Annotated in this window: 23 protein-coding genes; all 23 read left to right on the forward strand. The window is 32.3% G+C overall.

The window, feature by feature from the left end; translation table 11 throughout:
* Positions 1-80 precede the first annotated feature (80 nt).
* The 23 genes from DSM00_RS03365 to DSM00_RS03470 all read left to right on the forward strand — a co-directional run bounded on the left by DSM00_RS03365 (position 81) and on the right by DSM00_RS03470 (position 21392).
* Positions 81-845 (forward strand): polysaccharide biosynthesis/export family protein, encoded by a 765-nt coding sequence (locus DSM00_RS03365; RefSeq protein ID WP_371455852.1) that lies wholly within the window; start codon positions 81-83, stop codon positions 843-845.
* Complete coding sequence (locus tag DSM00_RS03370) at positions 846-3317, forward strand: exopolysaccharide transport family protein (protein ID WP_128756599.1); 2472 nt, start codon at positions 846-848, stop codon at positions 3315-3317.
* Between the two features lie 3 nt (positions 3318-3320).
* Positions 3321-4184, forward strand: a complete 864-nt coding sequence (locus DSM00_RS03375; protein WP_128756600.1) for an ABC transporter permease — start codon at positions 3321-3323, stop codon at positions 4182-4184.
* On the forward strand, positions 4184-5449 hold the full coding sequence (locus DSM00_RS03380) for an ABC transporter ATP-binding protein (RefSeq protein WP_128756601.1): 1266 nt from the start codon (positions 4184-4186) through the stop codon (positions 5447-5449). The genes DSM00_RS03375 and DSM00_RS03380 overlap by 1 nt, the downstream gene beginning before the upstream one ends.
* The gene (locus tag DSM00_RS03385; protein ID WP_241652345.1) at positions 5428-6213 is read left to right on the forward strand and encodes a TylF/MycF/NovP-related O-methyltransferase; all 786 of its coding nucleotides are present in this window, start codon (positions 5428-5430) and stop codon (positions 6211-6213) included. The genes DSM00_RS03380 and DSM00_RS03385 overlap by 22 nt, the downstream gene beginning before the upstream one ends.
* A gap of 3 nt (positions 6214-6216) precedes the next feature.
* Complete coding sequence (locus DSM00_RS03390) at positions 6217-6918, forward strand: class I SAM-dependent methyltransferase (RefSeq protein ID WP_128756602.1); 702 nt, start codon at positions 6217-6219, stop codon at positions 6916-6918.
* Positions 6919-8034, forward strand: a complete 1116-nt coding sequence (locus tag DSM00_RS03395; RefSeq protein WP_128756603.1) for a glycosyltransferase family 4 protein — start codon at positions 6919-6921, stop codon at positions 8032-8034.
* Positions 8024-8992, forward strand: a complete 969-nt coding sequence (locus DSM00_RS03400) for a glycosyltransferase family 2 protein (RefSeq protein WP_128756604.1) — start codon at positions 8024-8026, stop codon at positions 8990-8992. Before DSM00_RS03395 ends, DSM00_RS03400 begins: the two co-directional genes overlap by 11 nt.
* Positions 8989-9831, forward strand: a complete 843-nt coding sequence (locus DSM00_RS03405) for a glycosyltransferase family 2 protein (RefSeq protein WP_128756605.1) — start codon at positions 8989-8991, stop codon at positions 9829-9831. Before DSM00_RS03400 ends, DSM00_RS03405 begins: the two co-directional genes overlap by 4 nt.
* A gap of 5 nt (positions 9832-9836) precedes the next feature.
* The gene (locus tag DSM00_RS03410) at positions 9837-10733 is read left to right on the forward strand and encodes a glycosyltransferase family 2 protein (RefSeq protein ID WP_128756606.1); all 897 of its coding nucleotides are present in this window, start codon (positions 9837-9839) and stop codon (positions 10731-10733) included.
* A gap of 3 nt (positions 10734-10736) precedes the next feature.
* Positions 10737-11687: a glycosyltransferase family 2 protein gene (locus DSM00_RS03415; RefSeq protein ID WP_164916289.1), complete on the forward strand. Its 951-nt coding sequence runs from the start codon at positions 10737-10739 to the stop codon at positions 11685-11687.
* A 7-nt stretch (positions 11688-11694) separates the two neighbouring features.
* Positions 11695-12678 carry a glycosyltransferase family 2 protein gene (locus DSM00_RS03420; protein ID WP_128756608.1) on the forward strand — a complete coding sequence of 328 codons (984 nt, stop codon included), beginning with the start codon at positions 11695-11697 and terminating at the stop codon, positions 12676-12678.
* A 78-nt stretch (positions 12679-12756) separates the two neighbouring features.
* Positions 12757-13527 carry a beta-1,6-N-acetylglucosaminyltransferase gene (locus DSM00_RS03425; RefSeq protein ID WP_262707463.1) on the forward strand — a complete coding sequence of 257 codons (771 nt, stop codon included), beginning with the start codon at positions 12757-12759 and terminating at the stop codon, positions 13525-13527.
* 49 nt (positions 13528-13576) lie between these two features.
* Positions 13577-13984: a glycosyltransferase family 2 protein gene (locus tag DSM00_RS03430; protein ID WP_164916290.1), complete on the forward strand. Its 408-nt coding sequence runs from the start codon at positions 13577-13579 to the stop codon at positions 13982-13984.
* An 11-nt stretch (positions 13985-13995) separates the two neighbouring features.
* Positions 13996-14121, forward strand: coding sequence for a hypothetical protein (locus DSM00_RS15705; protein WP_262707461.1), 126 nt, complete (start codon positions 13996-13998; stop codon positions 14119-14121).
* Positions 14122-14153: 32 nt separating this feature from the next.
* Positions 14154-14573 (forward strand): hypothetical protein, encoded by a 420-nt coding sequence (locus DSM00_RS03435; RefSeq protein ID WP_128756611.1) that lies wholly within the window; start codon positions 14154-14156, stop codon positions 14571-14573.
* A gap of 3 nt (positions 14574-14576) precedes the next feature.
* A complete protein-coding gene (locus DSM00_RS03440) occupies positions 14577-15494 on the forward strand; it encodes a glycosyltransferase family 2 protein (protein WP_128756612.1) in 918 nt (305 codons plus the stop codon).
* Positions 15491-16666, forward strand: a complete 1176-nt coding sequence (locus DSM00_RS03445; RefSeq protein ID WP_128756613.1) for a glycosyltransferase — start codon at positions 15491-15493, stop codon at positions 16664-16666. The genes DSM00_RS03440 and DSM00_RS03445 overlap by 4 nt, the downstream gene beginning before the upstream one ends.
* A complete protein-coding gene (locus DSM00_RS03450) occupies positions 16659-17633 on the forward strand; it encodes a glycosyltransferase family A protein (protein WP_128756614.1) in 975 nt (324 codons plus the stop codon). Before DSM00_RS03445 ends, DSM00_RS03450 begins: the two co-directional genes overlap by 8 nt.
* 1 nt (position 17634) lies before the next feature.
* Positions 17635-18594, forward strand: a complete 960-nt coding sequence (locus DSM00_RS03455) for a glycosyltransferase family 10 domain-containing protein (RefSeq protein ID WP_128756615.1) — start codon at positions 17635-17637, stop codon at positions 18592-18594.
* Entirely contained in the window at positions 18584-19834 is a 1251-nt protein-coding gene (locus tag DSM00_RS03460) for a glycosyltransferase family 1 protein (RefSeq protein ID WP_128756616.1), read from the forward strand. Before DSM00_RS03455 ends, DSM00_RS03460 begins: the two co-directional genes overlap by 11 nt.
* Positions 19831-20721 (forward strand): glycosyltransferase family 2 protein, encoded by an 891-nt coding sequence (locus tag DSM00_RS03465; protein WP_164916291.1) that lies wholly within the window; start codon positions 19831-19833, stop codon positions 20719-20721. The genes DSM00_RS03460 and DSM00_RS03465 overlap by 4 nt, the downstream gene beginning before the upstream one ends.
* A gap of 2 nt (positions 20722-20723) precedes the next feature.
* Complete coding sequence (locus tag DSM00_RS03470; RefSeq protein ID WP_128756618.1) at positions 20724-21392, forward strand: acylneuraminate cytidylyltransferase family protein; 669 nt, start codon at positions 20724-20726, stop codon at positions 21390-21392.
* Positions 21393-21402 lie beyond the last annotated feature (10 nt).

Consider the following 21402-nt stretch of genomic DNA (forward strand, 5'->3'; position numbering starts at 1 on the left):
TAGAACAGCGAAGCTCTATCTACTCGTCACTTTTTCCAAAAAAACTTAATATTGGTTCACTTTACAAAATAGTAGTATTAATGCTTCTTGTAATGATGAGTTCGTGTATTTCTACTAAGAAGCTTACCTATCTTCAGGAATCTCAAAACACTGCCGACAGTTTAATTCAAGTGAATGTTTTGAAAAGTCCCTACAGAGTACAGGTTCACGATGTGCTTAGTATTAGAATAAAAGCTCTGGATCAAGAACTGGTAGCGCTATTTAATCCACAAGGAGGAGAAGGAGAAGGTTCAAGCTTAGGAGAAGGTTATTATTACGATGGCTTTGTAGTTGATGACCACGGTAATATACGTCTTCCTACACTCGGTGAGATTTCTGTTTTAGGTTATACAGTTGAAGAAATACGAGAACGCGTCGAAGAAAAATTATTAGATGACTATTTTACTGAAAATGCAAACATATTTGTAACCGTAAAATTAGCCGGTATAAAATATACAATAGCTGGTGAGGTTGGAAGTCCTGGAACCAAAGTAGAGTTGGTGGAAGAATTATCATTACTCGAAGCTATTGTAAATAGTGGAGATATCACCGAATTTGGAAACAGAACTGATGTATTGATATTGCGTCAATACCCTGGTGGACGAAAGGTTCATCACGTTGATTTAACAAAAATTGAAGCTTTAAATTCGCCTTATTATTACATACAACCTAATGACTTGATTTTAGTGAATCCGCTTCCGCAGAAGTCATTAGGAGTAGGAACTACAGGTTTGCAATCTTTAAATACCATTGTTTCATTATTTACCCTAGCTGTGACTACAGTTTTATTAATCACCCGACTTTAAATGGAAGATGAGTTTGAAATAAGAGATCTGCAAAACTTCTTTGATTTTAAAGGATTTCTAGTCAAAGTAGTTAGTTGGTGGCCTTTATTTGTGATTTGCATAGGTATTGCATATTACATTGCTCATTATAAAAATGTGCGTAAACAATCTGTATATCGTATGAGTAATATGATTACAGTAAAAGATGACCAAAATCCGTTTTTCACCTCAAATACTAGCTTAACATTTAATTGGGGAGGTACGACAGATAAAGTGCAAACAGCAATTATCTTACTACGTTCAAGAAGTCATAATGAAGCTGTTGTTGAAAAGCTTCAGTTCTATGTAGATTATTTAAAACAAGGTGAGTATCATTTAGAAGACATTTATGGGTCTACGCCATTTAAGGTAGATGTAAATACCTTAAGACCACAGGTTCTGGATAAAATGGTGAAAGTGGTTTTTCTATCCGATAAAAAATATCGTTTAGAGATTGACTTTAATGGAGGTTCTGGTTCTGCTCAGAATTACAAAACCAAGGAAATAAGTTCTTTATCACTTCCTCAAAATACGATAGCAAAAGAATACAATCTAGGAGACCCTGTAGATTTTCCGTACTTCAATTTTAAGCTAAACCCTACTGATATTCCAGTAGAAATAGGAAAAGAATACCTCATCAAGTTCAATGCATTTAACGGTGTTGTAAGTCGTTATCGCGGTATAGGGCTTGATCAAACACCCACTGGATCGAGCATTTTAACTCTTAGTCTTACTGGAACTAATAAAGCAAGATTAGTAGATTATTTAAACTCTTCTGTAAATGTATTGAGTGAAACTCAGTTAGAACGCAAAAATCTTTTTGCAACTAGAACAATCAAATTTATAGATAGTAGCCTGGCGGTAAAGACTGCTGAGATGAGTAGTGTTCAAGAAGAATTAGATTCATTTAGAGACAATAACTCATCAGTAGGTATAGGCGGCAGCGAGGAAGGGTTAATAACTAAGATAACTGAACTTGATGCACAAAAGCAGAATTTAGAACAGCGACTTGATTATTATCAAGATTTAGAGCGCTATTTGAAAACCAGAGAAGATTATAGTGTAGATATTCCTGCACCTTCAATTACGGGAATAGGAGAAGGAAGTGTAACGCAGAGTGTTTCTAATATCATAGAATTAGCCGAAGAACGTAAGAGATTAGCTTATTCCGCAAAACCTAATAACCCTGCCTTTAAAGACTTAGATAGACGTATAAATGCGATTAAATCTGTTTTGTTTGAAAATATGGCTTCAAGCCAGCAAATTTTAAACAGACAACTGCGAGATGTGCGAAGTGAGATCGCGCAGACCGAATCTCAAATGCGGAAACTCCCTAATGAGCAGCAGCAGTTATTTGGAATACAAAGACGCTATAATCTGAGTGAAGGTGCTTACGGACTTTTCTTAGATAAACGTAGCCAGGCAGGAATTGTCAAAGCTGCAAATGTTTCAGATATATTAATCATTGATGAAGCCAAAGATACCGGAGATGGACCAATAGGCCCTAATACCGAGGTGAGTTATGTGATGGCAATTGTGGGAGGTACTGCTGTGCCTTTAGTTATATTGTTTTTGCTTTTCTTCTTTGATACAAATATTAGCAACCCTAATGAAATTAAGAGGCTTTCTAATATTCCAGTACTTGGTGCAATAGGTAAGAGTAGTTTAAAAAGTAGTTTAGTAGTTATTGAAGACCCACGCTCTGCAATCGCAGAGGGATTTAGGGGACTTCGATCTAGTCTTCAGTTTATATATAGGAAACAACAAATTGAAGGAGCCAAGACAGTACGTGTCACATCATCTGTGAGTGGTGAAGGGAAAACTTTTTGTAGCATTAATTTAGCCAGTGTGTTTGCATTAAGTGAACGCAAAACAGTTTTAGTTGGTCTCGATTTACGTAAACCGAAAATATTTGGAGATTTTAATTTGCCATCCGATAAAGGGGTGGTGAACTATCTAATTGGAGAAGATAATTTAGATACTATAATACAAAATACTCAGATTCCCCATTTAGATGTGATATTAGCAGGATCAGTACCTCCTAATCCATCGGAGCTTTTGATGAGTGATCAAATGGATGTTTTAATTGCAGAACTGAAACAAAAATATGACTATATAATTTTAGATACTCCTCCATTAGGACTTGTTTCTGATGCATTAGAACTTGATGAATATGTAGATGCAACTTTGTATATTATAAGGCAACATTACACTAAGAAAGGGATGCTACGTCTCATAAATGATAAGTATAAGAAGAAGGAAATAAATAATATAAGTTTCGTTCTCAATTATTTTTCAGCTAAAAGTAAAATGGGCTATGGTTATGAATATGGTTATAGTTATGGGAAGTATGGAGACGCCTACAGACAAAATGGAAATTCTGGCTTGTTTTCAAAAATAAAGAGATATATAAAAGATATTACGAAGTGGTTTAATAACCAATTAGAGAAATAATTAATGAAGGATCAAGATGAGTGGTTGTATGAGATCAATGCTAAACAACCATTAATTGATATAGATTTTAAAGAGATTTGGAGATATAGAGATTTACTCTATCTGTTTGTAAGACGGGATATAATTTCTGCTTATAAACAAACTATTTTAGGTCCTTTATGGTATTTAATACAACCTTTATTCACAGGTATTATATTCACTTTAGTTTTTAATAATATCGCAAGTATTTCAACGGGGGGTGCGCCACCGTTTTTATTTAATTTAGCTGGTATTACCATGTGGAGCTATTTCGCCCAGTGTTTAAATAATACTTCAAACACGTTTGCTAGTAATGCCGGTCTTTTTTCAAAAGTATATTTTCCTAGAATTATCTCCCCGATGTCACAGGCTATTTCAGCCTTATTTAAATTGAGTATTCAGCTTTTTATTTTTGCCTGTTTTTATATGTATTTCGTTGTTAAAGGATCAGAAATACAACCTAATAGTACGCTTTGGTTTTTCCCTGTTCTTCTGCTTATTGTGGCAGTATTAGGTTTAGGAGCAGGAATGTTGATTTCGTCTTTAACTACTAAATACAGAGATTTTAGAATTTTAATTGGCTTTGCGACGACACTTCTTATGTATATATCTGCGGTAATGTACCCGATTTCTGAAGTGCGTAATAGCGCTACTTTAGCGGAGTATACCTGGGTAGTCGAACTAAATCCTATAGCTATTCTAATTGAAGCTTTTCGATATATGACGTTGAGTGAAGGCTTATTTGAATGGCCTTTACTTACTTATTGCTCAGTGTTGAGTCTGGTTTTATTTTTTGTTGGTCTTATTGTTTTTAACAGGACGGGGAAGAATTTTATTGATACGATATAATGAGTAATATTATTCTTAAAGCAGAAAACATTTCAAAACAATATCGCTTAGGCAATGTAGGTTCAGGTACCCTACGCGATGACTTTAAACGGAACTGGGCGCGCATACGAGGGAAAGAAGATCCTTTTTTAAAAGTAGGTGCAGTTAATGACCGCAGTCAAAAATGTACGGAGGATTATGTCTGGGCATTGCGCGATATTAATTTTGAGGTTCAGCAGGGTGAAGTACTTGGAATCATCGGTAAAAACGGAGCCGGTAAATCAACGTTATTAAAGATTTTATCACGGGTAACCGCACCCAGTACCGGAGTTATTAAAAGTCGTGGCCGTATCGCCTCGCTACTTGAAGTAGGTACGGGGTTTAATCACGAACTCACCGGCCGGGAAAATATCTATCTTAATGGAGCAATTTTAGGAATGACTAAAGCTGAAATCTCTTCAAAACTTGATGAGATTATAGACTTCTCGGGGTGTGAACGTTATATAGATACACCTACAAAACGATACAGCAGTGGTATGACCGTGCGACTAGCATTTGCCGTTGCAGCTTTTTTAGAACCGGAAATTCTCGTTGTAGATGAGGTGCTTGCCGTAGGAGATGCCGAATTTCAAAAAAAGGCAATAGGTAAAATGCAGGATATCTCGCAGGGAGAAGGCAGGACGGTTCTTTTTGTAAGTCATGATATGAATGCAATTGCTCAATTGACTAACAGATTAATAATTTTAGAAAAAGGAACTGTGTCCTATACTGGTAATCCTTTAAATGGAATTGCCGAGTACCTTAAGGATGGAGAATCCCGAAATTTATTGTCTTTCAATGCTACTTCTCTTAAACCCCATTTAAAATCGGCAGTTGTTAAAACGAGTTTAGCCAATAATGTACACTTATTTGGAGAAGAACTCACTTTTGAGTTTTCAATTGTATGCCCTTCAGACGTAGATAATCTTGCCTTATCATTTCAAATTATAAACGGGCGTGATATTCCCATTACACACAGTTGGATTTTTGATGCTGACAATGAAAAGTCAAGAAAGGCAGGGGATTATATCATGAAGTGTGTGTTTCCTAACCCTAAAATATATATGGGTAATTATTATATCAAGATATTTTTAAGTAATTCATTAACTAAAGAAAAGTTTCAAGAAGTTGAAGCTATTTGCGATTTTAAAGTTAAAATGTTCAACACGAAAAGGACAGATTATAGTTGGAAGGAAGGAACCTGTGTTTATTTAGAAGATGCAAATTGGAAAATAAGAAGCTTATGATAGCTCGCCTTAAGAAAAAAATAAAATCAAAAATCTATAGTAGATATTTTGCACAGAACTCAAATACCATAACGATTGACCGATCAGAATCTGATTTTGAGGAGCATGAAGTAGAAATTATAGGGAGAGTATCTCCTTACACCATGACAGGTGCGTTGCGCATAGTTAATTTTATTAGAGCAGTAGATTATATTGAAGAAAAAAAGATTGAAGGTGCTATTGTAGAATGTGGGGTTTGGAAAGGTGGCAGCATAATGGCAGCTCTCTTAGAACTTATAAGAAAGAATACTAGTGGCAGACGTGAAATATTTTTGTACGATACTTTTGAAGGTATGAGTGAGCCTACAGAAAAAGATTGGTCATCCAGAGCAGGGTCTGCAATTACTGCATTTGAGAAAAATGATGAATCTTGGAATCGGATAAAATGTTATTCTAGTTTAGATGAAGTGGTGAAAAACATTAAGAGCACTGGTTATAATTTAGACCAAGTTCATTTTATAAAGGGAAAAGTTGAGGAGACTATACCTAAGCAATTACCAAAAAAAATAGCTATTCTTCGTTTGGATACGGATTGGTATGAATCTACCAAACACGAAATGATTCATCTATTTCCTTTATTAGTAAAAGGAGGAATTCTTATCATTGATGATTATGGGCATTGGGAAGGATGTAAAAAAGCTGTAGATGAGTATATACGTGAGCACAATCTTAAACTTTTTTTAATTCGTGTTGATTATACTTGTAGGATAACTATAAAGTCTTAGTTAATGAAACAATTTTTAAATGTAAAGTTAAGTAATAAAAATTTAGACATATATGTGATTCGAACCGCAATATTTAAGGCTATTAAAACTAACTTAAAAAACTTTGACGGTACATTACTTGATATTGGATGTGGAAAAATGCCATACAAGGACTATATTTTAAAAAACTCCAAGGTAAAAAATTATACAGGCTTAGATATTGAAAATGCATTACTTTATGATGCAACTGTAAAACCTGATTTTACATGGGATGGTTTAAAAATGCCCTTTGAAGCTAATTCTTATGATTGCGCTTTTGGTACAGAGGTTTTAGAACATTGTTCTGATCCTGATCAAATACTGAAAGAAGTTTTTCGAGTAATAAAGCCCGGCGGTATATTCTTCTTTACGGTTCCATTTCTCTGGAATCTTCATGAGGTGCCTCACGATGAATACCGGTATACCCCATTTTCTTTAAAACGTCATTTAAACGAAGCGGGTTTCCGAGATGTACAACTGACAGCAACAGGCGGTTGGCATGCCTCGATGGCTCAAATGTTAGGCCTCTGGATTAAAAGAAGTAATATTTCTAAGAAAAAGCAAGCATTTATTATTCCTATAATAAAACCTGTTATAATAAAACTTTTGAAAATGGATCGGAATCAAATGGTACATTTTAAAGAAGGTCAAATGATAACTGGACTTTCTGGTATAGCCTATAAATAAATGGATGGAAAAAACCTTAATATAGCTCTGTTTAGTCCAGCCAAGAATCCTTATTCAGAAACGTTTATTCAAGCTCAAAAGAATAATCTTAAAGGGAATGTATTTTATTTTTATGGAAGCGGAGATGATATTAAATTAGAAGGAGAAGATTTTAATATTACACAACTTAGTTTTTGTCAAAAGCTAAATAAAAAAATAAGTCATAAACCTGTCTCCCAATTTAGGGCAACTAATATAGTGCGTTCTCTCAAAAAGAATCGGATTGATGTTGTATTGGTGCAATATGGTAATCATGCACATCATCTAATGCCGGTTTTTAAGCAGATGAATATAGGAGTTGTAGTTCATTTTCACGGGTACGACGCCTCTGTCAAAAATGTTATTTTATCAACCAATACCTATAAAGAGGTATTTTCGAGATCAACTTATATCATAGCTGTTTCGAAAAAAATGAAAGAAATGCTTTTAGATTTGGGCTGTCCAGAAGAAAAACTTATTCTCAATATCTACGGACCAAACCCCTTATTTTTAAAGGTAAAACCTGCTTGTTCAGAAAAAACTATAATTGCTATAGGACGTTTTGTAGATAAAAAGGCACCGCATCTTACTATACTTGCATTTTCTAAAGTACTTGAGAAGCATCCTGATGCTATTTTATTAATGGGCGGAAGTGGAGTTCTATATAATGCGTGTGTCGATTTATCTATTGCACTTGGGTGTTTTGATTCTATACGGTTTTTAAATATCATAAAACCAGAAGAGTTTCAAGAGGTATTGTCAAGAGCGAGGTGTTTTGTTCAGCATTCAAAAATAGCCTTAAATGGAGATATGGAAGGTACTCCTGTCGCTGTACTTGAAGCATGTGCTGCCGGGGTGCCCGTAGTTTCAACATATCACGCAGGTATTCCAGATGTAATTCAACATGGGAAAACAGGTTTACTAAGTGTCGAAGGCGATATAAGATCAATGGCTGAACATATAATTCAGTTATTGGATAATCCAGATTATGCTAAACAGTTGGGTCAAGCAGGAAAGAAAAGAATTAAGAATCATTTCTCAATGGAGCGATATATAACTAAACTTGACGAATTAATAAGATTATCAAGTGGATTATAATCAAAAACCCTTAGTTTCTATACTAATCCCTACCTATAATCGAGCACACCTAATCGGGGAGACCTTAGATTCGGTATTGGCTCAGACTTATGAAAATTGGGAATGTATTGTTGTAGATGATGGGAGTACGGATAGTACGGCTGAATTGTTAGCGTCCTATGTTCAAAAAGACGCTCGTTTTCAATACCATCAAAGACCTTCTAACAGGCTCAAAGGAGCTTCGAGTTGCCGAAATTTCGGCGCTGAGAAGGCAGATGGTGAGTATTTTATTTTCCTAGATTCAGATGATCATCTTTTAAAAGATTGTATTAAAAACAGATTATTAAGAATTGAAGAATTTCCCTCTTGTTTTTTTTGGATTTTTCCAATGCTAACACAGAGTAGAGAAGATAGACTTCCTTTAAAAAGAGAAATTCCAATTAAGGTAAATTATTTAGAAGAATTTTTATCAAATCGTATTCTTTGGCAAACAACGGCCACTGTTTGGAGCAAATCATTTCTACTAGATTTAGGTGGGTTTGATGCTTCTTATCCTAGATTAAATGATCCCGAAATACATATTAGGGCTTTTATTAAGGCGGATACTAATTTTAAAGTTTTTTATAGTGCTGATGGAGACTATGTTTATAAACAAGTATTTTCAAAAGAAAAAAGAATATCGATTTATATAAATTACAATCTCTCACTAAGGATTTTAGTAAAGAAAACAGTACCTCTTCTTTTATTAATAAAGAAGGATGAGCTCATAAAATTGATGAAATCTTTTTTAATTGATTACTATACTGAGGCCTATAAACACAATTCACTTTATAGAAACATTAGACTTTTGAATGCTTTTAGAGTCTATGATGTCATTAGTTTAAAGCAATTTTTAAGAATAGTATATTACAAGTCATGTTTTTTATTAGGCTTAAAAAACAAGTCTAGAATTTCCTTAAGTCAGCTTTTCTATAAATGAATGTTTTGGTATCTATAATTGTTCCTTGTTATAATCAAGGAAGATTCCTAGGTGAATGTCTGCTCTCGATTCAAAATCAGACTTACGAAAATTGGGAATGCATCATTATTAACGATGGAAGTTCAGATGATACTTTAATTATCACAAATAAATGGACAGCTAAAGATCAGCGTTTTAGTTGTATTAATCAAGAGAATAAAGGTTTGAGTGCTTCCCGTAATATTGGTATTAAAAAAGCTTCAGGGACTTATATACTTCCAATAGATGCAGATGATAAAATAAAACCTGAATATTTATCTAGAGGATTAGCAGTATTCAAAAAGAATTTAAAACTTAAAATAGTTTATTGCAATGCTGAAAAATTTGGAATGGAAGAAGGGATATGGGATTTGCCTAAATACTCGTTACGAAATCTAGCACTAATGAACATGATTTTTTGCAGTGCAATTTTTAAAAAAGAAGATTGGTCAAACGTAGGAGGATATGATACAAAAATGGTTTACGGTTGGGAAGATTGGGAATTTTATATTAGTCTTTTAAAGAATGGAGGAGAGGTTTTAAAATTAGATTATGTAGGGTTTTGCTATAGAATTAAAAATAAATCTATGATTAACTCTATAAATGCACAACAATCATCGATTTTATTAAAATATTTAAATCAAAAGCATCAAGATTTTTATATAGAGCAGTTTGGGATTTATCATGATTTATTGAGGAAATTTGATACAGAAAAAAAAACAATTGAAAATCAACTAAATAGTAAAAGAATAATATTAGATCGCTTTCTTAAATTATTTTGTGGTATTAATATATCAAAATATATTCTAAAAAAGAGATAATAACAATGCTAGCAATTGTCATCCCTTACTTTAAAATAGATTATTTTGAAAAATGTCTTGATAGTCTATCAAATCAAACAAATAAAGAGTTTAATGTCTATATAGGAAATGATAGTTCTCCAAGTGATCCAACTTCAATAATTACTAAATACCAGAATAAATTAAATATCACCTATAAATATTTTCCGTTAAATGTAGGGCAGTACGCTCTCACTGAGCATTGGAATAGAACAATAAGTTTAATAAAAAATGAAAAGTGGATTATGGTTCTTTGTGATGATGATCTGCTCGGAACAAATGTTGTCAATGACTTTTATAAAAATATTAAAGAAGTAGAAAAAGCTGAGATAAACCTTATTCGGTTTGCAACTCAAGAAATTAATGGTAAGGGAGAAATTATTTCTAATATATATAAACATCCTGAACTACAATGTTATAGCGATGTATTTTGTTCTAGATTCATCAACAGGGGAAGGAGTTCCCTTTCAGAACATATCTTCAGAAAAAAAACGTACGAGAAGTATAAATTTAAAAATTTCCCGCTTGCTTGGCATTCTGATGATTATGCCTGGTTAGAATTTAGTGAGTTTGGTTTTGTTTACTCTATAAATACTGAATTAGTTTATTTTAGATTATCTAATTTAAACATTTCTCGGCCAAACTATTTGCTTGAAGAAAAACGGGAATATGCATTGAATTTTTTTAAACTAGTTTTAAAAAATCATATTCAAAAATTTAAACCAGAACACCAATATCTTATAATTAAACATGCAGAGATGTTGAACTATCCAGATATTAAAAGACCACTCAAATTATGGAGGGATTTTTTTTTATTGACATTGAGATATGGGGGAGTATTAGAAACTTTAAAGTTCTCTAGGCGCGTCTATTTAAATAGTTGAATTGTGAGTAAGAAGGTGTCTATTATTATTCCCGTTTTTAATAGGGAGAATCTTGTATTAGAAACTTTAGACTCTATAGTAAAACAGGATTACCCCAACTGGGAATGTATTCTTGTTGATGATCATTCTACAGATAATACTGTAAAAGTTATTAAAGCTTTTATAGAAAGCGATGCACGCTTTAGCCTATACCATCGACCTAAGGATCTTGCTAAAGGAGCAAATTCTTGTAGAAACTATGGTTTTGGGTTAAGTAAAGGTTTCTATATACAATGGTTTGATAGCGACGATCTCATGTTACCTTCACACATTAGCTCACTGATTGATGCGATTCAAACAACAAATTCAGATTTTGCAGTAGGCGATTCACAAAACTTTATAAAAGGAAAGGGCTTATCAACCAAACCTTACACCACCCCAAGGTTGGCAGGTAGTATAAATGCAACTACATATGGAATGCAGGGAATAGGATGGATTACTAATGATTTTTTATGCAAAAGAGAAGTTCTTTATCAAGTTAGTTTTAACGAAGATTTTCAAACTGACGGCGATGAATATAATTTTTTCACACAATTTCTGCATTTAAATACAAATGGAGTTTGGGTGAATAAAATTTTGACCCATCGTCGTTTACACGAGCAATCTTTGAGTGCAAGTATAGATACAAATTCCAAAAAATATTTATGGAAAATTGCAATTATAAAATTTGTTACCGCAAGAGATATAGAAATTTATGATAATTATCAATTGTCGAAATGGTTTTTAAGTGGCTATATGCAATACGCTTTTACATTATCTTTAAAAGGACACGTTCCTCCTTTTTTTAATAAATCTTTTTTAATAATCGCTAGTCATTTTGGAAAAAAACAAGCCTTATCTTTTATAGGTTCTATTTTTAGCGCATTACTTTTTAAAAGGGGTTACTTTTTATTAAAGAAAGCGATTCAATTTTAAAATATTAATGAAACCTTTAATTTCTATTATTCTCCCTACTTTTAATGGTCAGAAATATTTAGAACTGGCCATCATCAGTATTTTAAATCAAACATATCAAAATTTTGAATTAATAATTGTTGATGATTTCTCTAGTGATTCAACACCTCAAATAATAGAAAAATACCTAGAAATTGATTCTAGAATAAAAGCTATTAGAAATCCTAAAAACTTAAACTTACCAACTTCATTAAATAAAGGACACTGTCTTGCTAAAGGTGCATATATGACTTGGACCTCTGACGATAATATTTTAAAAGTAAACTTTTTAGAGTGTTTATTATTAGGTATTTTAAAAACGGATGTGGATGTTATATATTCAAATTTTGAAATAGTTGATCATAGTAATAATTTTATAAGAATAAATAAAGTGGGAACAATTGATCGCTTACCATTTGAAAATGTAATTGGTGCTAGTTTCTTGTATAAGTCAATTGTGTTCACTAATATACAGTATCGAGAAAGTTTGAGTGGAATTGAGGATTACGATTTTTGGATTCGAGCAGCTCAATCATATAAGTTTAAGATAATAAAAGATGTTCTCTATAAATATAGAATTCATACAGAAACCCTTACTTATTCATTAAGAAATGATAGGAAACAAGCAGAACGTTTTGAAGATAACTTAAAGGTTGTGATTGATAACTTAAATGAATTAAGTTACGCAAGTAAAGTGCTGCTGTTCAATTTTCATTGCCGTGAAGGTCAATGGAATTGGGATTTTTTTTTAAAGAACAGGGGTGATTTTGAAAAAGAGTATTTAGTTTGGTTAAATACATACGGTATAAAGGACTTAAGTGTTTCTAAACGTTATTTATCAATACTTAGAGAACTTTTATTACAAACCAATAGTAAAAAAATAATACTAAAACTTCTTTGTCAAAAACCGACCTTATTAAGCTCTAAATTTAGCAGTAGGACGACTCTTAAATTGCTAAAAAAACTATTTTAAATGATTCAGGCTATAGTGATAACTGCATATAAAAATTTTGATCATTTAAAATAGATAGTAAGTTACTTTGATAATAATATTGAATTTTACGTTAATATTGATGTAAAAAGTCAAATTAGCGCAGAACAAATAAATTATTTAGCTTCTTTGGTAAATGTGGCCTATATAGAAAAAAAATGGTCTATAATTTGGGGCGGTTTCAACCATTTGAAAGCTATTCTTTTTCTTACCAATCTAGCTCTACAAAATAGGAATGTTCACTATTTACATCTAATAAGTGGTCAGGACTTTCCGGTTAAAAAGCTATCTGATTTTAAAAGTTTTTTCAATCTACAGAATAAGAATTCCTACATAGATTGTTTAAAAATAGAAGATATAGGTTGGTCAGGGAATAACGGCCTAGACCGAATTCAATACTATAATTTTCATAATTGGTTGGATGCGAAAAATTTAAAATCAAGGAGTATTTTAAATAAATTTTCAGTGATTCAGAAAAAAATAGGACTAAAGCGAAAATTAGCATTTTCTCAAAAAGAACTTTATGGCGGCTCTATTTGGTGGAGTCTACCAAGAGAAACCGCAAATTATGTAGCTCAGTTTTATAAGCAACATAGACGAGTTTTAAATAAATTTCGACATACGTTATGTAGCGAAGAGTTCTATTTTCAAAGTGTGCTTAAAAATTCATCGAATTCGTTTCAGTTAGATAAGAGTAATTTAAGATATGTTGACTGGAATGCTAGAAATGGAAGTAATCCTTCTTTTTTAGATTTAGAAAATTATCAAGCAATCAAATCATCTGATGCTTTTTTTGCTAGAAAATTTCATGAGCATATTTCAAAATATTAAATAAAATTCTAGAAGAAAATACTGCTTAGGGCATATTTAAATGATAGATGTGGTTGAAATCTCAGTAATACTACCTGTATATAATTCAGAACATTATCTCAAAGATTGTGTATACAGTATTTTAAACCAGACTTTTTCAAATTTTGAGTTGATTATTATTGATGACTGCTCAAATGATAAGAGCATTAGTATAATTGAAAGCTTTTCAGATAAGCGCATACGCTTTTTTAAAAAAGAATCAAATACAGGTTATATTGAAAGTTTATCTTGGGGAATTAAAGAGGCGAAGGGTACTTACATTGCACGTATGGATGCTGATGACCTTTGTAATCCATTTAGATTTGAAAAACAACTTGATTTTTTAAAAAGTAATCCTGATGTTGTTCTTTGTGGTACTGATGCAGAAATAATTGGAGCCAATTTTGATTTTGGATATCCCGAAGAATACGAAAAATAAAAATAAATTTATTGTTTGGAAGTTCTCTCATTCATCCATCAATAATGGGAAAAAGAGAAGTATTTCTAAAATATCCCTATGATAAAAGTTTGGAGCCAGCAGAAGATTATGACCTTTTTACACGTATAGAGCTTTAACTGAAAAAATTTGCAATTTACTAGAAAAGCTTTTGAGCTATAGAGTACACGATACGCAAGTTTCAAAAACTCGGAGTCAAGTGCAGCAGGCTCATATGCGATCTAGTATGTTGCGTATGTTCAAGGTTTTTAATTATGACCGTAAGGGTTATACTGATGATGAACTGCTAAATGTTGTAATGCCTTATAGAGCTATAGATTTGAAAGAGTTTGATAAAATCATCAATTGGTTTAAATCATTGCCTGAATTAGATCGAACTAGTTTCTACGATAAGTCTCATCTTATCAAAGCCATTAAAAGAAAACAATATAACTTGATTAAGTATTATCTAGAGAATCCTTCAGAGCGAATCGATTTTGGTCCTGAATTAATGATTTTTAAAATGTTTAACTTGAATATTAAGTGGACTGTCAAATATTTTAAAAACAAATATTTAGGCCTAAGCTTATAAGTTTTGGAAAACAAAGTAATCATACTTCTAGCGACTTTCAATCGTGCGCATTTGATTTTAGAAACTCTTGATTCAATTAAAAACCAAACCTACACAGATTTTAAATGTTTAGTAACAGACGATAATTCTACAGATGAAACTAAAGAAGTGGTTACTGATTTTTGTAAGAATGACTCCAGATTTAGTTATCATAGAAAACCATCAACTTATCCTGAGGGACTATCAGCAAATCGGAATTTTGGACTGGATTTAGCAGAGGAACTGGAAGCACAATTTATACAGTTTTTCGATGATGATGATCTAATGCATCCGAAAAAGCTAGAACTTCAGGTTGCTCCCCTTTTAAAAGATAAAACTCTTGATATGACCCTATGTATGTATCGTAAGTTTGATTTAATCGAGATAATAGAATTTAATTTTGAAAAAGCAAATGACGGAAGTTGCCATATTGCTTTTAAAGATCTTTTTAAAGCATTTTTCCTAAATCAGGCAAACCTTAATTCTTTAGGTCCATTATGGAAAGCTTCTAAAATTTTAAAGTATCGATTTGATGAGGAACTTTACTATGCTGAGGAACGCGAGTTCTATTTGCGTATATTTCTACTTGAAGAAATAAGATATAAGCCAGTTGAGAAAGTGTTATTTTGGTATCGAAAACATGAAAAGGCAATTACCAGTAATCTTTATTGCGATTCTTCAATTAAAGAAAAGTCTGAAGAATTATTCGCTAAAAAATATTTAGACGCTATTTTGTCTAGTAAAAATGCTCCTTATTTTTTAGTTAAATCCTATTTGAAAATTAGTATTAAATCAAAAAGGGTTATTTGGATTAAAAAAATCAGAAAATATCTTTCAAAGCCAGAAAATTTAAAAGATCCAAAAAAAATTGCTTTATTGATATATAGCTATTTAAAGTATTGAAAAAAAAAGTATTAATCATTGGGCCTTTTGCAGAACGTGGCGGAAGAGAGATCGAGGCGGTATTTATTGCTCAAGCTTGCTTTAACAATAACTACGATGTACGTATCGTTTCAACTACTTATTTGCCTTTAAAATCAGTGATCTTAAATTATATTGATTCTAGTTTTTGCGACTCTATATACTCTCTTATTTGTGCAAATTTTAAAATCTATATTTTTGCTCTACTCTCTTACTTAAAGAATAAGTGTAATCTACAATTTGAAGCTTATGCTGCAAGTCGCGCAGTTAAGAAGTTTTGTAACTATGATTATATTTATGATCAAGAACTGTCAAAAACTATTGAAAAATCTGATTTAGTTTTATTTTTAGGACAAATATCTTCGTTGCAGGTAGAAAAAATAACTAATATCTGTTTTCAAAATCAAAAACCTCTTTTGTTTAGAATGACTGGTTATTTAGATTATAATTATCAGATCCCTAATTATTTGAAAAATATAACTGCTTTTATTCATCAAAGTGAAAACAACTTTTCTGAAAACTTATTAAAAGTCAATTCAAATTATGTAATTATTGATCAGGCAGCACTTTTTGAGCAAAGACTTTTAGATCTTCATTTAGAAAGAAGGAAAATCAAAAATTTTTTGATAATAGGTGAAATTTGTGAAGCAAAAGGCTCTAGAATATTAGCATTTCTATTTGAAAAATACTGTATAGAGGGTGAAATACTAACTTTTGTTGGTAAAGGGAATCAATCGGAAGAACTAAAAGAAAAATATTCAAAGCATAAGAACATAAATTTTATTGGGCAAATTCCTAATACTAAAATGTGTCATTATTTTTCTCAAAACGATTGCCTAATAATCGCATCATATTCAGGAAGTAGTAATTTTGAAACAGGACCATTTGTAGGGATTGAAGCAATGGCGGCCGGAAAAATTATTATGTCTACACAAGTTGGAGCTATGGAGAATAGGTTATCAAATACAGAAAATGATTTTTGGTTTGATATAGAAAACCCTAATTCTTTTCAATCAACTTTAATGCAATTGCGAAACCTAACTGATGAAGATGTCTATAGAATTGCAACTAAAGTGAGGCTTAAATATATTTCCTGTTATTCTAAAGATATAGTAAGTAAACAGTATTTAGATTTAATAAAAATTTATGCGTAAAGGCGTAAATCCTGAGAAATATAAAAATGAAAATTTGCCTCAATTTTCACATCGGGTTATCGTACCTGTTTATATACCAAATCTTGAAGAAGACTACTATAAAAATCAATTATCTGTTTTTAATGCATTTTTAGAAAATCTATTTTTAACCATTGATCTTAAAGTTTCTGCTGTTACTCTAATAGATAATAATTGTTGTACTTCTATTAAAGATCTAATAAATAGTTATTTGGATAACATAGATAAGTATATCGTTTATGCTGAAAATAAAGGAAAAGTATTGCCTGTTCTAGAAGAAGCTAGAGGCGCCCAGGAAAAATTTATAACGATTACAGATGCGGATGTACTTTTTTATAACGGATGGGAACAAGCAGTTTTTAAAATATTCAACGGTCATCCTAAAGCTGGTGTTGTTGCACCATTACCTTCCCCGTCTCTAGCTTTTTACGAAAACACGAGTGTTTTTACAGAGAACTATTTGTTCGGTAAAATAGGGTATGCAAAACTCATGACTGATACAGACGCTGAATTGTATTTATATGGTATGGGGAATAGCTCTTTACTTAATCGGGAAAATCGACCCTATTCATGGAAAGAAAAACAGTATTTTTTAAAAAAAGAGCCAAAAGCTATTGTAGGAGCCGGTCATTTTGTGGCCACTTATAAATCAGCAATGTTTAAAGGCGAAACTAATTATCCCACAAAAAAATTTGAAAATGGCTTAGAAAAAAAATTTATAGATGAATTGTGTGATCGTAAAGGTTGGTATAGATTGTCAACAGTTGATACCTTTGCGTTTCATATGGGCAATAGTATAGAAGACAATCAATTAGCTTTAGGAAATAAAGAAGGCTTGATATTTAGTGAACATCTTTTTGAGAAATCTGTCGTTTATAAAAAATCAATTATCCCCTATAATATTAGAATTTTCTTGTTTAAAGTTTTAAAAAAATTTCTGAACCTTTAGAATGATATTAAAGATAGACTTTGTTGATTTCTGGAAATATTTTGACAAAAAAGACAATCCATTTTTTAAAATATTATCACAATACTTTGAAGTCAAAATAGATAAAGATCCTGATATTCTTTTTTACTCGTGCTATGGTTGGGATTACTTAAATTATAAGTGTCCTCGAATATATTATACTGCAGAAAATAAAGCAGTAGATTTTACAGGTGCGGATTTTGGTTTTTCTTTTCGTTTTTCTAAAAATAGAAAGCATTACAGATTTCCTTTTTATGCCTATATAATTTATCAAGACAATCTACTTCCTGTCTTAACCCGTAAACTCTCTTATGATCAAGCTCGTGAAGCATGGAATAGTAAAGATAAATTTTGCTGTATGGTCATATCTAATTCCAATGCCCCTAAAAGAATTAGTTTTTTTGAAAACCTTTCTTTGTATAAGAAAGTAGATTCCGGTGGAGGTTATTTAAACAATATTGGTTTTAGAATACAAAATAAAATAAATTTTATAACAGATTACAAATTTGTTTTGTCTTTTGAAAATGAGTCTTTTAGGGGTTATACTACGGAAAAGATAATTCACGCATTACAGGTGAATAGTATACCTATTTACTGGGGAGATCCGTCAATTAATGACGAATTTAATAGTAAGCGTTTTTTAAATCTTGCAGATTTTGAAAGTGAGGAAGATTTAATAAACAAGATTTTAAATATATTGTCTGATGAGCAAGAAGCAATAAATATATTAACAGAGCCAGTTTTTAAAAATGAAGAGTTACCCAAAGCCTTAAATTTTAAGAATTTTGAGTTGTTTTTACTAAATGCCGTAAGGGAATCCCTCAAAATTAAGCCAGTAGCTATTACGTACAAAAGACATTTACACAAACTTAAAATTTTGACTGTAAAGTTTAAAAAGAAAGTATTTTTTTTAAAGAAAAAATTAAGAATCAATGGCTCTTAATGTTTTAATTCTAGCAGAAACCATAGATGTTGATACCAGTAGTGCCGGGAAAGCTAATCTTGCTCTAATAGCGTCTTTAGTAGATGAGAGTATTGCTGTTAGAGTCTTTCATTATTCTCATAAGGAAGTACTAATATCAGGCGCAGAAACTATTTTAATACAAGAGAATAAAAAAGATTTTTACTACTGGCTAAGCAGGTCGCAACGGATACTGCAGCGAATTACTAAAATCAACTTTTCTAAGCTACTTGAGGCTCGGTTTGGTTTTTCTCTTACTTTTAAGAATGATGTGAACAGCATGGTGGTTGCTTTAAATAAAGAAGCGCCCGCAGCTTATGACTTTATACTAACTTTGAGCAAAGGATCCTCCTATCGCACTCATGCAGCTTTACTCAAGCTACCTCAATGGCATAGTAAATGGCTGGCGTATATTCATGACCCTTATCCTTTTAATTGGTATCCTGAGCCTTACAACTGGAAGGAAGCCGGGAGTATACAGAAAGAGCTTTTTTTTAAAATAGTTGCACAAACTGCAATGTGGTTGGGATATCCTTCTGAGCATTTAAGGGTATGGATGGGGCAATTTGATTTAAATTTTAAAGAAAAAGGAGTATTACTTCCGCATCAAATTACGCATCGTATTTCAAAAAAAACGCTTCCAGCTTTTTTTAATTCTAATGACTTTAATGTTTTGCATGCCGGTAATTTGCTAGAACAGCGTAATCCTTTTTACCTTATAAAAGCTTGGACTGTGTTTTTAGAAGCCAGACCTAACGCCCGAAATTGCTCTCAGCTCTTACTTATAGGTCCCGGTAATTTTCATGAACCCAAGCTTTCTGAGTTGTGTATAACGGAAGAAACGATCTATCGTTATAGCGGTTTTATGGATTATGATGTGGTGCTGGAACTTGAAAGACAAAGTAGTGTAAACATTGTGTTAGAAGCTGAAGCAGATATCAGTCCCTTTCTACCTGCTAAGTTTCCAAATTTAATTATGACAAACCGACCTTTATTGCATTTGGGACCGAAGAAGAGCGAAGTGAGAAGGTTATTAGGTTTTGATTATAGTTATGTTGCAGAGGTTCAGGATATTCAAGCTATAGCAAACCAATTAATACTGCTTTTTGATAGTTGGATTGCAGGAGAACTTCATATTCAATCTTACAGTGCTGATTTAAAGTATTATTTATCGAGTGCTTATTTAAAGGAAACATTGAATCATCTAATCACAAAGCATTGAAGGTTTCGATTTGTATTGTTTCCCGAAATAGGAAGTTAGAGCTTAAACGAACTCTGGAAATCTTGCACGATTATACCGAAGCAACTCTCTGCGAGATACTGGTCTTTCTGGATGGTTGTTCTGATGATTCTAAAGATTTAGCAGCAGAATTCCCGGAATGTATTTGGGAAGTACAGGATAATTCAATAGGAGCTTCTCCTGCACGGAACTTGCTTTATCAAAAAGCTACCGGAGACTTGATTTTTGGGTTTGATGATGATGCACATCCGCTTCAAAAAGATTTTATAAATAAAGCACGGCTGATTTTTTCTAAGAATAAGCATCTGGCCGTATTAACATTTGAAGAAATTAAGGGGGTTTTTGATAATGATGCTCAAGCCTTAGAAAAGCACGTTCCAAATGAAGAATTTTATTGCAGGGAGTTTGTAGGCTGTGGTTTTGTAATTAAAAAAGCAGCGTATGAGCAGACATCTGGATTTCCAAATTGGATGAAAATCTATGGAGAAGAATCATGCCTTTCTATCGAATTATTGGACTTGGGTTATGCTATTTTATATACTTCTCAAATTTGTGTAAACCACCGGGTAAATAAGGAAGAGCGTAAGCATTTGAAGAAAACGATTTACCGATTTGAAAACCAATTGTCTAATTCTGCACTTTTCTATTTTGCGTATTATCCTAAAATTTTAATTCCTAAGCGCTTAACTGCTCTTTTATTTCACAATTTTCGTAAATATGCGTTTGAGGATATACCATTTTTTAAAGCTTTTTTTAGGGCGATGATCAATTTTTTAATCAGAATCCCAAAGGTAATTACATATAGAAAAGTGGTGAAAAAAGAGACGCTGAAAAAATCATTAGGATTACCTCTACCAAAATATGGTTAAAAATGAAAAACTACCTCGTCCTTATCCCAGCCCGAGCTGGTTCCCAGCGACTACCGGGTAAGAATATGAAGATGCTAGGCGATTTGCCTTTGATAGGGCATAGCATTTATTATGCATGTCAAGCAGGTTTTGAAGATATAACAGTTACGACAAATGATTTTGAGGTTGCTGCTTATGCTAAAAGTAAAGATTTAAACGTGATTCATAGGCCAGACGAACTTGCTGGCAACCAGGAACCTGTAATTACTGCAATTCAACATTCTTTAGAAAGTATGTCTAAAAAATTTGATGCTGTTATTCTGCTTCAACCTACAAATCCGTTGCGGCCGGTAACTCTTTTAAAAGAAGCAATTCAGATTTTTGAACAGGAAAACTGTGAGAGCTTAATGACTGTCTCCCGAAATGCCCACAAACTGGGAACTATTAAAGACAATGTTTTTGAACCCTATAATTATACTATGGGTCAGCGCAGTCAGGATTTAGAACCTTTATATTATGAGAACGGTTTGCTTTATATCTTTAAAACCGAATTGGTCAAACAAGGTAAACTCTTGGGTGAAGCGAATTACCCTTTAGTCGTTGAGCATCCATTTGCTGAAATAGATATTGACACGAAAGCGGACTTTAGAAAGGCTGAGATGTACCTTAATTTTTATAAAGACAATTACTAATTCTAAAAGT

This window comes from Leeuwenhoekiella aequorea, from assembly GCF_004104375.1.
In the GTDB taxonomy this organism is placed as follows: Bacteria; Bacteroidota; Bacteroidia; order Flavobacteriales; family Flavobacteriaceae; genus Leeuwenhoekiella; species Leeuwenhoekiella aequorea.

Coding starts and splice junctions, on each gene's coding strand:
- DSM00_RS03410 (WP_128756606.1), top strand. CDS start 9,837: ATGCTAGCAATTGTCATCCCTTACTTTAAAATAGATTATTTTGAAAAA.
- DSM00_RS03455 (WP_128756615.1), top strand. CDS start 17,635: ATGATATTAAAGATAGACTTTGTTGATTTCTGGAAATATTTTGACAAA.
- DSM00_RS03405 (WP_128756605.1), top strand. CDS start 8,989: ATGAATGTTTTGGTATCTATAATTGTTCCTTGTTATAATCAAGGAAGA.
- DSM00_RS03470 (WP_128756618.1), top strand. CDS start 20,724: ATGAAAAACTACCTCGTCCTTATCCCAGCCCGAGCTGGTTCCCAGCGA.
- DSM00_RS03380 (WP_128756601.1), top strand. CDS start 4,184: ATGAGTAATATTATTCTTAAAGCAGAAAACATTTCAAAACAATATCGC.
- DSM00_RS03390 (WP_128756602.1), top strand. CDS start 6,217: ATGAAACAATTTTTAAATGTAAAGTTAAGTAATAAAAATTTAGACATA.
- DSM00_RS03450 (WP_128756614.1), top strand. CDS start 16,659: ATGCGTAAAGGCGTAAATCCTGAGAAATATAAAAATGAAAATTTGCCT.
- DSM00_RS03365 (WP_371455852.1), top strand. CDS start 81: ATGCTTCTTGTAATGATGAGTTCGTGTATTTCTACTAAGAAGCTTACC.
- DSM00_RS03375 (WP_128756600.1), top strand. CDS start 3,321: ATGAAGGATCAAGATGAGTGGTTGTATGAGATCAATGCTAAACAACCA.
- DSM00_RS03420 (WP_128756608.1), top strand. CDS start 11,695: ATGAAACCTTTAATTTCTATTATTCTCCCTACTTTTAATGGTCAGAAA.
- DSM00_RS03370 (WP_128756599.1), top strand. CDS start 846: ATGGAAGATGAGTTTGAAATAAGAGATCTGCAAAACTTCTTTGATTTT.
- DSM00_RS03395 (WP_128756603.1), top strand. CDS start 6,919: ATGGATGGAAAAAACCTTAATATAGCTCTGTTTAGTCCAGCCAAGAAT.
- DSM00_RS03460 (WP_128756616.1), top strand. CDS start 18,584: ATGGCTCTTAATGTTTTAATTCTAGCAGAAACCATAGATGTTGATACC.